We start from the raw sequence: 11,791 nt of genomic DNA on the forward strand, positions 1-11,791 counted from the left end.
TCAGTCAGAGTAGCGCCTCTAGCATGTTTAGCAAAGCATCGCACTCTTCAGTGGTCCCGATGGAAATACGCAGCCAGTTGCGGATGCGCTCTTTCTTGAAATGCCGAACCAGAATGCCTTTATCCCGAAGCCCAGCCAACAGTTGCTCTGCAGGAACACTCTCATGAGAGGCAAAGATGAAGTTGGTGGAGGAGGGTAGTACCGTAAACCCAAGTCCCTGCATTCTCTCAGTAAGGCGTTCTCGATCCGCCACAATCTGATTGCGTGTTTTCTCAAACCAGGCTGTATCGTCCCAAGCAGCTAAGGCACCAACCAAAGAGAGGCGCCCAAGCGGGTAGGAGTTGAAACTGTCTTTGACCCGGTTCAGCCCTTCAATCAGATGCGGCTGCCCAACGGCAAAGCCAACACGCATCCCGGCGAGACTACGGGATTTAGAAAAGGTCTGCACCACCAGCAAGTTGTCGTATTTCGGTACCAGTGCAACGGCACTCTCAGCACCAAAGTCGACATAAGCCTCGTCAACCAGAACCACCACATCGGGGTTGGCTTTCAGAATGCGCTCAATATCCTCAAGCGGCATTGCAATGCCAGTCGGTGCATTGGGGTTGGCAATGATAACACCACCACAAGGCCCCCGAAGTTCATCAAGGTTGATGCGGAAATCATCTGTCAGCGCCACCATCCGGTGCTCAATAGAATAGAGCTTGCAGTAGGTTGGGTAGAACGCATAGGTGATCTCAGGAAACAGCACCGGATCTTTGCCGCAGAAGAAGGCATTGAACGCATGCGCCAGCACCTCATCACTGCCATTACCTGCGAAGATGTGGTCCGGACTCAGCTGGAAGGTAGAAGCAACGCTAGCCCGAAGATCAGAAGCAATAGGATCTGGATAGAGCCGCAGGGCATCTCCCGAAGCATCCTTGATTGCTTCCAGCGCACGTGGAGAAGGCCCCCACGGGTTCTCATTGGTATTCAGCTTGATAAAGGATTGATGCTTTGGCTGTTCACCCGGTGTGTAAGGCTCCAACTCGTGGACAATAGGGCTCCAAAACCTGCTCATTTCTCAATCCAATCCCATGTCAAAAACAACGGCAATCGCTAAAAAGCGAACCTATGACCGTTTAGCCAATGCGTCATTCAGCACGCATTGCATACGGTAGTAAGTCTCAACTTCTTCGTCAGAAAATGACTGCGCGAACTCTTCTACCTTGTTCATCTCAGCGGTGCGAACTTTTTTGATCAGCGTTTTGCCATCAGGTGTCAGGCGATAAAACACGGAGCGTTTGTGCCGAGGGTTGCTCAGCTGCTCCACCATCTTCTTGTCCAGCAATTCTTTGAGCATCTTGGCCACAAACTGCCGTTTCAACTGCAGAAAGTCGGTCAGTTCAGGCGCCGTTGCCTGTTCAAGCACCAAAGCTGCTTCCATCACAGCCCGTTGTCCGAGTGTAAGATCCGTGCCTTCCAGATCTGCTTCTACACGCATGCTGATCGTTCGCAATAACGGTCGGGTCATCTGAATGCCCGCATAGAGCAGTTCAGTCTTTGATTCTGGCTTTTTAAGCATATGATTTATCTTGCTTAATATCTACATTTGTCAATTGTATTGACAAGTTAAGGGTCGTCATTTAGGCCTAACCTACACTTTTTCAGTCAGCCCGACAGAAAAATAGGGTGAGAACGATGAGTTTTAAAAGTCTTGCTGAGCGCCAGATCCTGAAAGCACAAGCTGAAGGGCAGATGAGCAATCTGGAAGGGGAAGGCAAACCACTTCCAGCCCGTGCACCGGGGGCCTATGACACGGCAGCCGGCATGCGGATCATGGCAGACGCTGGCGCTGTTCCGAAAGAGATTGAGCTGAAGAAGGAAATCGACATTCAGCGTAAGGTGGTTCAGGAAGCTGAAGGCACGCCGGACTGGAAAAAAGAAATGGCGAAGCTTGCAGACTTGCAACTCCGCCATGCCATTGAGCAAGAAGCCAGAAGACGGTTCTTCACCTGATCGCGGCTACGACCGTGACTGTTAAAACCCGTGTTAAGCCGTAAACTCAGAAAACGCCTCAACAACATCAACATAAACCTGATGCTTGAAGGGGATCACCAGTCCCGGCAGGTTCTCTGCCTTCTCCCAGCGCCATTCACAAAACTCCTGCGCATGGCCATCTGGAGGTGTGAGAATGTTGATCTCACTGTCATCACCATCAAAGCGGAAAGCAAACCAGCGCTGGGTCTGGCCGCGATATTTCGCCTTGCGCACCTTGCGCTGAATCTCATCGGGAAAGTCATAGGAGAACCAGTCAGGCGCTTCCGCCAGCAGGCTAATGGACTTGACGGAAGTCTCTTCAAAAAGCTCGCGTTTGGCAGCCTCTAAAGGGTCTTCTCCCTTATCCAACCCACCCTGCGGCATCTGCCAGGCATACTCTTCAGGAATAGGCTGCTTATCGCCGTAGCGTTTGCCGGCCCAGACAAGCCCATCCCGGTTGATAAGCATGATGCCAACGCAAGGGCGAAAAGGAAGAGAGCTGTAATCAGTCATGTCCGGTCCAATATACGAATATCTTTGGGCCGTCTCCATATGCAAACAGTGCAAGCAAAGAGAGGCGGTAGATGAGGAATGAGCATAAACCACGTTCAGGCCTCAGCGCAGCCTGCTCGATGGTGTATCCCCGAAAAGTGATCCTGGTTTGCTGTATGGTACTCCCTCAAAGCTGTGTTTGAGGGAGCAACAACGCTGCAGATTTAACGTGTTGAATTGATGGCAGAGCTAACTGGAACGAGAGAAAGCCCACGCTCTTCCAGCCGTTGAGACCACGCTTCCAAAGCATTCAATGTCACTGGAAAGGCCGTTGCAGTTGCAACAGCAATGCCGCGCTGGCGTGCAATGGTTTCCAATTCCAGCAGCTGCGTGCCAATGGCTTCAGCGCTCAGGTTCTGGTCCAGCACCAGATCAGCCTGCACAAACGGCACTTTCTGCGTTCCAGCCACTTGGCCAGCTTTGGAACGAGGGGAGGAGCCATCGTCAACATACATGAGGCCACGGTCTCGCACCTTGCTCAAAAACTCGCTCATGCGGGTCTCATTCGAGGTGAAGCGATCGCCCATGAAGTTCACAAGCCCAACATAGTTGCTGGTCTGCCCTAGAACCCAGGAAAGGCGCTCATCATTCTGCTTCTGGTCCAGATTGGTCAGCAGGCTCTGTGGTCCGGCATCATTATCTGGATAATCAAAGGGCTCCATCGGTGCCTGAAGCAGCACTTCATGGCCGGAAAGGCGTGCAGATTCCATCCAGCTGTTAACGTCGTCCCCATACGGAGAGAGCCCCAGCGAAATGTCAGCAGGAAGATCCTCAATGGCCTTGATTGTCATATCGGAATTGAGACCGATACCGTTGATCAGAATAGCAATCCGCGCCTGCGTTAGCGTCGCCGGATTAGGCCGCCGGGCATAAGCATCCAGCGGGCGAACCCCTTCGGGGGAGATCTTTGGAAGTGACCCGAACTTATTCGGCTCAAGAAGCTGTTCAATCGGTTCGGTAGAAAGCGACTCGCTGGAGAAACCGCCATCCAGCCCCTCATAATCAACACGGCGTGCCAGATCGACAAGCGATGTCGGGCCACTGGCCTGATCTTTTAGTGCAGATCCAAGCTGGCGGGAAGGGCGGTAGCTGCCGTCAGGGCCAACACCATTGGCGTCAAACTGTTCCGCTTCAATCAGATCCAGCTGAGAGCCATCAGGAAGGTCGACAATTTCAATATCGCTTGGAGCAACGCCATCAAGTGCACTGGAAAGCTCAATGGTTGCCATTGGCTCGCCGCCATTGGGGTCATCAACAATGCCAATCCAGATGAAGCCGGTGGTGAAAATGACAGTCATGATGGCGACGCCAATCAGGCCGAGCGGCAATCGCCCGATGCTCCGACGCTTGTTCATTCCAAGCGGAGCTGTCAAATCGCTCCTAACCATTGGTGCCCCCACCCTGTCATAAAATTCCGCCGCGCCAAACGAAGGTTCAGCGCGGCGTACAATATCACTTTATAGCATATCCCTGAAATGTAGCTACCGGTTTTCGGAGCGTCATATGCCTGAAAACAAACAGTTAGGCCCCGAGCAACCCAAATGAACTGCTCGGGGTCCTAAATCATTTAGATGTGTTTGCTGCACTGTCTGCACTTGGTGGGAAGGCTGCATCAGTCTTCTCACCGCGGAGCAGGGCTTTCGCCAGGTTCAGCTGCACGTCTTTGTCTTTGTCCTGCGGCACGTAAGCCTGGCTACCGGAACCTTCATCGCCTTCTTCAGCCTGAAGGTGACCACGAAGACCAGCTTCGCCTTTGGTTTCTGCACGGCCCTTCAGCTCGTCTGGCAGTTCCTGCAAGGAGACGATGTCAGGGCGGATACCCTTTGCCTGAATAGAGTTGCCGGAAGGCGTGTAGTAGCGTGCAGTTGTCAGGCGGATAGCGCCATTTGCACCCAGTGGGATAATGGTCTGAACAGAACCCTTACCGAAGGAACGGGTACCCAGAATAGTCGCGCGGCGATGATCCTGCAGCGCACCAGCCACAATCTCGGACGCCGAAGCAGAACCGCCGTTCACCAGAACGATCACAGGTGCACCGTCAGTCAGGTCACCATTGCGAGCGTTGTAGCGCTGGGTTTCTTCAGCATTACGGCCACGGGTAGAAACGATTTCACCACGGTTCAGGAACGCGTCAGAAACAGCAATCGCCTGATCCAGCAGACCACCCGGGTTGTTGCGCAGATCCAGCACAAAGCCCTTCAGGTTGTCCTCGCCGATTTCAGCGGTCAGCTCATCAACAGCGGTTTCCAGACCGTCAAAGGTCTGTTCGTTGAACTGGGTGATACGGATGTAACCGATGTCTTCCTCATTGTTCCAGCGAACAGAGCGAATGCGGATCACATCACGGGTGATTGTAATATCGGTCGGCTCATTCAGGCCTTCACGACGAACGGTGATGGTAATGTCTGTATTAACCAGCCCGCGCATCTTCTCGACAGCTTCGTTCAAGGTAAGGCCCATAACCTGTTCCCCATCAAGATGGGTAATCAGATCACCTGCCTGAACGCCAGCTTTAAATGCCGGAGTGTCATCAATTGGAGCGACAACCTTCACGAGGCCGTCTTCCATGGTCACTTCAATGCCAAGCCCGCCAAACTCACCGCGGGTCTGCACCTGCATATCGCGGAAGCTCTTTGGTGGCAGATAGCTGGAATGCGGATCAAGGCTTGTGAGCATGCCGTTGATGGCGGTTTCGATCAGTTTGGAGTCTGCTGGCTCCTCAACATAATCAGAGCGTACACGCTCAAACACATCGCCAAACAGATTAAGCTGATTGTACGTATCAGCAGACGCAGCTGAAGCTGGTTCAGTAAATCTGAATGGGGCCTGAGAGTATGTTACGACCGCCGTAGCCCCCATGACCACGCCAACCAGCAAAAGCGATGCTTTCCGTATCATCCGCGAACCTTTTCGTTTTCGGCGCGTGACCACCATGGGTTGGGGTCGATTGCAGTGCCGTCTTTCCTGAATTCTACATATAAAACCGGCTGGTCCAAACTAAAATTAAGGTTATTAGCGCTCGCAAGGCGCGTTTCTCCCATTTTAGCGATTGGCTCTCCAGCTAGAATAAACTGCCCTAACTCCACCATGACGTTGTCCAGACCGGACAAAAGCACATGGTATCCGCCGCCTGCATTAACAATTACCATCTGCCCGTATGAGCGGAAATCCCCTGCATACACCACCCAACCATCAGTGGGGGAGGTGACCTGGGCATTCGGGCGTGTCGCAATGGATTGGCCAGTGGTTACGTTACCAAATCCATCTGCGACCCCAAAGTCTTGCAGGAGCGTGCCGGAAACCGGATCAGGCAACAGCCCAAGGGTTTCCGAAAAAGCAACAGCCGGTTTCAGCCGGCTCGGATCAGCAAACGGATCCCCGGAGGCAATCCGGTTCTGCCGCTCAATGTCCGCAAGCCGCGCTGCTTCTGCTGCCCGGCGGCTGCTTTCCACTTCTCGCTCAAGGTTAGCAAGCAACTCTTTCAAAGAGGTTGCCTTTTCGGCAAGTTCCCTGGCGCGAGCCTTCTCGGCTTCCAGCGCTGCAAGGCTTTCCTGCCGTGCTGCCTTCTTCTTTTCTAAAAGCAATTCAACACGATGGCGCTCCTCCGCCATCTGTATTGCACCACTTCGAACCCTGTTCCGCTCTGCTTCAATTTTTGCTCGAAGCCGAGACAATTCAGCAAGATCACTTGCCAGTGCTTCCGCTTCAATCCGCACTTCCGGCATGATTGAGTTCAGCAGGATCGCACTGCGTACCGCGCCAAGAGCATCCTGAGGACGCACGACCATGGCTGGCGGCGGGCGATGCCCGATCCTTTGCAAAGCACTTAAAACTTCAGCTAAAACATCTTTACGTTCATTCAATGACGCACGTACAGATTGTTCATTTTTTCTGTGGCGACCCAGTCGGGCTTCGGTAGCTTCTAGCTGATTTTCCAGCTTCTTCATGCGCTCACCAGTGCGGATGAGCTCACCGCTCAGGCTCTCACCGTCGCGCTCCAGCGCACGAATAGACCGCTGAATTTCCTCCCGCTTCTCTTTGGAAAGCGAGATATTCTGATTCAGATCACGAAGCTCTTTCTCCCGTGCCTGCTTCTGACGCAATGCCTCAGCAGCCGGATCTTCAGGATCAATCGCATCCTTCTCAATTTTAAAGGAGACGTTCGTCAGTTTTTGCGCAGTACTTTGCAGCGGCAACGCAAAGGCAGCCACAAAAAACAAGGCAAAGCTTGTCAGCAATTGGAGGAGCAGATTTCCCCTAAAACGCAACAACTGAACTCCCAAAGTGCAACGCCGAGCAAAACGCTGACTTTCTTCAATACTATGGCGTATTCCCGAAAAGTGGTCCCGGTTTTCGGGCAAGAATACGCTTTAACAAAGTGTTAGAGCATGAAGCGCGTACGCAGCTTGCTCTAAACGTCGACGCAGACCAATCCTGTAGAAAAACAGGCACACGGCCTCAAAGTTAACGCCGAGGATAATGCTCCACACAGCGTTAAGGAAGTGTCAACCACGTTGCAGGCTTAGCGACTTCCAGTAAAAACATCAATATCTGCGCCTGATTTGTAATGTTCAGGCACATCTATCGAACGCGTTGCAGTGAAGAAGCCAAAAGAGGAAGAAACAAGGCAGTTACAGATTTGGCAGTGTTGTTCAACAGCTATGAGAGCTCAGTTTCTCTGATTTTATGAGAAAAAGCTGCTTCACACGCATTCTGAAGCTCTTCGTGAACAATGTGTTCGCTTGTGTCTACTTGCTTGATCTCATCCCGATCTGTTTTCCAGCTTGTGCTGATGGCATTGAAGTGACAGAGCGTTGCACTGCGCAAAAATGGCTTCATGCGGGTAAAGAAGGGATGCAGCCACGCAGCATGCTTCGGCTCAGGCCGGACACCATGAGCTTTGAACTGGATGTTTTTTGGAATGCGCGAAGGAACTGCCACCCATTTGCGATGCGTTACAGCTGGTGGATTGGTTGTGTGCTGAAACATATGGTGCCGCCGCTCGTCGAGAGACTTAAGCTTACTTAGGTCAGCATTGGTAACTGGCTCAACCCAGATACCCGGAATGAGAAAGTAGCCCAGAAAACTATCTTTCAAACCGGAGAATACAGATGCACCTTTCTCGCAGACAACAAACTCATCAACGTCACAGAACAGCAGTGCTTCAGTTGTTTGAACATACTTCCAGCGTAGCAACTGGAGAATGGAGCGCTGCAGGAACTTGATTTCACGCATCTTTGGCGGCCCATACTTGAATGGTGCATGAACCACCTCAAATTCGATGTCGAGGTCTGATTGCTCCAGTGCATCGTGAATGTCTTGCGCACGCTTTGGACTTTCGCTGTTCTCAAAGAGAACCAGAGCATTTACCCCATGGTTTACAACATTAAACCGCACCCAATCCAAAATCCATGGAACAGGGGTATCCTTACATAAAGTCGAAAGTGCGTGTTTGCCTTTGAAACGTTCGCATGCGCTCGGACTTACATTGAGCTGAATCTGAACGCCATTCAGCGTCATGTCGATCTTATCGATTGCTTGATCTGGAGAAACTCGGATCCAGATCTCGTGAATTTGCTTTAACTTACGATGCTTGGCCTTTAGCTTCTGGGACCCGATTGCAAATGACGCTTTCGCAAGTTCTGCTTCATATCCTAAAGGTTTCGGACCAATGAGAATGATATGGGCGCCATCAAAGGAGCGGAAAACATCATAAAACAAGGTCGAAGCATCAAATTTGTCTTTGAAATCTTCTTCTCTATGTTTTTTATGTTTTGGAAAGATACGTTTCAGGCCGAATTTATCCAGCTGCACCACGCAGTCAGTCAGGTAAGTCAACATAGAGAAGTCTTTAAATCTATAAGCGAGTTTTAAGTTGCTCACTTCTAACTGTGCTTCGTCACACTCGGTAGAAAAATCCTGTCAGGCACATGGAGATTGAGGCACTAAGAAAAAAACTGTGACACTATTGCAAGCCTCAAAGCTGCTTATCAGCCTATTTGAAGCGCTCCACGCCAATCAGGCGCGGTGGTAGGGATGTCCAGTTAAAATTGTGATGGCGCGGTAGATTTGCTCGCCGCACATGATGCGGACCAGCTGGTGGGGCCATGTCATGGAGCCGAGGGCCAGCTTCAGGTCAGCACGTTGCAGCAGCGCCTGTCCGTGCCCGTCTGCACCGCCAATGGCGAGAACCACATCAGAAATGCCTTGATCAGCCCAGCCGCCAACCTTTTTGGCAAAGGCCTCACTGGAAAGTGCCTTGCCGTGCTCATCCAGTGCGATAAGGATCGCGCCGGAAGGAAGCGCATTGAGCAGAAGTTGCGCCTCTTCGTCTTTTCTGTCTTGCGTGCGGGAAGCCCGGCTCTCTGAAAATTCAACCACGGACACGGAGGTGATGCCAACGGAACGGCCAGCTTTGCGAGCCCGGTCCAGATAGCGTTCGTACATGTCCTTTTCCGCGCCAGCTTTCATTTTGCCAACGCAGGCAATCGTGACTTTCATAAAGTCTCCGGGTTTAGTTCAGAGTTGCCCGCAAGAAGATCTTATGCAGATGGTTCAACACCTGCATCAGCGGCAATTGTCCAGACTCCCTCATTCCCTGAAAGGGCAGAGAAACTGGATACTGCAATACTCAGTGCTTCAAAGAAGCACTGATACTATCCGATGAACTGCGTTGGTGCAGAGCTATCCGCAGACCACATCTTTTCTACATTGTAGAAACTGCGGACTTCTGGGCGGAAAATGTGAATGATTGCATCACCGATATCGATGAGCACCCAGTCACAATGCGGCATACCCTCTACGCGAGCGTTACCGTAGCCAGCATTTTTCAGATCACGGAGCAAGTGGTCAGCAACAGCGCCCACATGGCGGTGAGAGCGGCCAGAAGCCACAACCATGTGATCAGCCAATGCAGACTTGCCAGCAAGATCGAGTGATACGATGTCCTCAGCCTTGGAATCTTCCAGACTGTTGAGGATCAGTGCAAGCACATCCCCATCTTTGGTGGGATCGTGCGATTGAAGAGGAGCGATGGTGTCCGTCCCTTCATGTTGAGTTGTCATGGTCAGCTTAAGAGCCCTCGCCATGGTTAGAGAAAGCAGTAGTCTGCTGTTAGAGAAAGCTTGAAATGCACAAACTCAAGCCTTCAGTCAAGAAGAATACTCAGGTCCCTATGGCATTTTCAAGACACTAGTTTCCGCAAAAAGCGCAAAGTTACCCTGGGGTGTGTCCTCTATTCCTCAGTAGAGTGGAAGAGGTTTCGTCCAGCGGACCGCGTAAAATGGTCCAGCACGGGGCTTTGCACTCAGGCAGTTGGTCTGCACTTTTTTCTTTTAGTTGAGCAAAGGCATACCGTTGGCAAACTTGAGCGGAAAGCGACGAAAGGGTCGCTTTGGGCCGGTCAACAATTGCCACCGGCACCCCTTCTATAATGCTCTGCCAGTTTTGCCAATGGTGAAAATTGGAGAGATTGTCAGCACCCATCAACCAGACAAACTTGAGATGCGGTCGCCGCACCTGCAGCTGCTGAACTGTGCTTGCGGTGTAGGAGGTGCCCAGCACTTTTTCAAAGGCGGTCACCTTCATCTGTGGGTGCCGCGCAAGGTCTTTAACCGCAGCAACGCGCTCTTCCAAGGGTGCTAAATCACGATGAGATTTGAGCGGATTGCCCGGAGTAACCAGCCACCAGACCTGATGCAGCTTCAAGCGCCGCAGAGCAGTTTCCGCCACAAGCAAGTGGCCGGGATGCGGGGGATTGAACGATCCCCCAAACAAACCAATGCGATTTCCATCAGCCGCATAGGGAAGGCGCATCCAGTCCGGCTGCACGTTCCCCAGCTTACCTTGGTTTTCCATCGCGTGCGGTTTGGTGTTCGTCATGGACGTGTTTGGCCGTTCCCTCGAACAACGTATTTGAAGCTGGTCAGCTGCTCGACGCCAACCGGACCACGCGCATGCATGCGGCCTGTTGCGATGCCAATTTCAGCACCCATGCCAAACTCACCGCCATCAGCAAACTGTGTGGATGCATTGTGAAGAACAATCGCTGAGTCCACCTGAGCAAAGAATTTGCGGGCTGCGATCTGATCTTCAGTGATGATGCAATCTGTGTGATTGGAACCGTAAGTACCGATATGCTCAATCGCTTCTTCCAGGCCACCAACAATCTTCACGGAGATGATTGCGTCCAGATATTCAGTTGACCAGTCGTCCTCTGTCGCCTCAGAAGTGGTGGGACAAAGCATCATGACTTCTTCATCACCGCGGATCTGACAGCGCTTCTCCTGAAGCGCCGCTAGAATTGGCGGCAGAATGGTTGCTGCGACAGCTTCATCAACGAGAAGGGTCTCAGCAGCACCGCAGATACCTGTCCGGCGCATCTTGGAATTGACGACAATGTCGATCGCCTTGTCCAGATCGGCCTTCTTGTCGATGAAGATGTGAACCAGACCCTCAAGGTGCGCAAACACTGGCACGCGGGCTTCATCCTGAACGCGGGCAACAAGGCTTTTGCCACCACGTGGAATGATCACGTCCAGATTTCCATCCAGACCCTTCAGCATCTCACCAACAGCTGCACGGTCTTTAACCGGAACAATCTGGATTGCATCAACTGGCAATCCAGCATCAGCGAGGCCAGTCTGCAAGGCTTTGTAGATCGCAAGATTGGAGTTGATGGTGTCAGAACCGCCACGCAGTACAACCGCATTGCCAGCCTTCAGGCACAGGGCACCAGCATCTGCTGTCACGTTTGGGCGGCTTTCATAAATCACGCCTATCACACCAAGTGGCGTGCGCACGCGGGAAATGTCCAGACCATTCGGACGCTTCCACTCAGCAATGGTGGAACCAACAGGATCGTCCAGTTTTGCAATGTCTTCCAGTGCGCAGGCGATAGCCTCAATGCGTTCTTCATTCAGAGTGCCGCGATCAATGAAAGAAGCCAGCTGACCGTTGGCCTTCATGCTCTCCAGATCGACAGCATTCGCTTTTAGAATGTCCGGGGTTGCAGTGCGAACGGCAGCAGCCATCGCTTCCAGGCCTTTGTTCTTCTGGCTTGTGGGGGCAATTGCAAGAACACGTGCAGCAGCGCGTGCTTTCTTGCCAATGGTTGCCATCAGGTCGCGAACATCGGTGTTGTCCGCATTTGCCACTTCAGAAGTATTCAGCATCTGCAAAACCCTTAAGTCATCACTGGTTGAACTTGCTCAACCTAAAC

Annotated in this window: 12 protein-coding genes; 1 reads left to right on the forward strand and 11 read right to left on the reverse strand. The window is 52.1% G+C overall.

The window, feature by feature from the left end; genetic code table 11:
• Positions 1 to 4: 4 nt before the first annotated feature.
• Entirely contained in the window at positions 5 to 1,060 is a 1,056-nt protein-coding gene (gene hisC, locus PJE062_RS08825) for a histidinol-phosphate transaminase (protein ID WP_037036406.1), read from the reverse strand.
• Positions 1,061 to 1,111: 51 nt separating this feature from the next.
• Positions 1,112 to 1,564, reverse strand: a complete 453-nt coding sequence (locus PJE062_RS08830; protein ID WP_008548303.1) for a MarR family winged helix-turn-helix transcriptional regulator — start codon at positions 1,562 to 1,564, stop codon at positions 1,112 to 1,114.
• Positions 1,565 to 1,680: 116 nt separating this feature from the next.
• On the opposite strand from PJE062_RS08830, the gene PJE062_RS08835 reads away from it, so the two are divergent.
• Positions 1,681 to 1,998 (forward strand): DUF1992 domain-containing protein, encoded by a 318-nt coding sequence (locus PJE062_RS08835; RefSeq protein WP_008548721.1) that lies wholly within the window; start codon positions 1,681 to 1,683, stop codon positions 1,996 to 1,998.
• Positions 1,999 to 2,031: 33 nt separating this feature from the next.
• Here the strand turns inward: PJE062_RS08835 and PJE062_RS08840 are convergent, their stop codons facing one another.
• The 9 genes from PJE062_RS08840 to PJE062_RS08880 form a co-directional block, all read right to left on the reverse strand.
• On the reverse strand, positions 2,032 to 2,532 hold the full coding sequence (locus tag PJE062_RS08840; protein ID WP_008548419.1) for an RNA pyrophosphohydrolase: 501 nt from the start codon (positions 2,530 to 2,532) through the stop codon (positions 2,032 to 2,034).
• Positions 2,533 to 2,735: 203 nt separating this feature from the next.
• A complete protein-coding gene (locus PJE062_RS08845; RefSeq protein ID WP_208608927.1) occupies positions 2,736 to 3,959 on the reverse strand; it encodes a divergent polysaccharide deacetylase family protein in 1,224 nt (407 codons plus the stop codon).
• A 175-nt stretch (positions 3,960 to 4,134) separates the two neighbouring features.
• Entirely contained in the window at positions 4,135 to 5,469 is a 1,335-nt protein-coding gene (locus PJE062_RS08850) for a S41 family peptidase (protein WP_008548245.1), read from the reverse strand.
• Positions 5,466 to 6,842, reverse strand: a complete 1,377-nt coding sequence (locus PJE062_RS08855) for a murein hydrolase activator EnvC (protein ID WP_208608928.1) — start codon at positions 6,840 to 6,842, stop codon at positions 5,466 to 5,468. Before PJE062_RS08855 ends, PJE062_RS08850 begins: the two co-directional genes overlap by 4 nt.
• Positions 6,843 to 7,230: 388 nt before the next feature.
• Positions 7,231 to 8,412: a hypothetical protein gene (locus PJE062_RS08860; protein WP_008548655.1), complete on the reverse strand. Its 1,182-nt coding sequence runs from the start codon at positions 8,410 to 8,412 to the stop codon at positions 7,231 to 7,233.
• A gap of 177 nt (positions 8,413 to 8,589) precedes the next feature.
• Positions 8,590 to 9,072: a 23S rRNA (pseudouridine(1915)-N(3))-methyltransferase RlmH gene (gene rlmH, locus PJE062_RS08865; RefSeq protein WP_008548248.1), complete on the reverse strand. Its 483-nt coding sequence runs from the start codon at positions 9,070 to 9,072 to the stop codon at positions 8,590 to 8,592.
• A 155-nt stretch (positions 9,073 to 9,227) separates the two neighbouring features.
• Positions 9,228 to 9,635, reverse strand: coding sequence for a ribosome silencing factor (gene rsfS / locus PJE062_RS08870; RefSeq protein WP_014283579.1), 408 nt, complete (start codon positions 9,633 to 9,635; stop codon positions 9,228 to 9,230).
• Between the two features lie 151 nt (positions 9,636 to 9,786).
• Entirely contained in the window at positions 9,787 to 10,452 is a 666-nt protein-coding gene (locus PJE062_RS08875; RefSeq protein WP_157039105.1) for a nicotinate-nucleotide adenylyltransferase, read from the reverse strand.
• Positions 10,449 to 11,750: a glutamate-5-semialdehyde dehydrogenase gene (locus PJE062_RS08880; protein WP_371256249.1), complete on the reverse strand. Its 1,302-nt coding sequence runs from the start codon at positions 11,748 to 11,750 to the stop codon at positions 10,449 to 10,451. The genes PJE062_RS08875 and PJE062_RS08880 overlap by 4 nt, the downstream gene beginning before the upstream one ends.
• Between the last annotated feature and the right edge of the window lie 41 nt (positions 11,751 to 11,791).

This window comes from Pseudovibrio sp. JE062 (assembly GCF_000156235.1).
GTDB lineage: Bacteria > Pseudomonadota > Alphaproteobacteria > Rhizobiales > Stappiaceae > Pseudovibrio.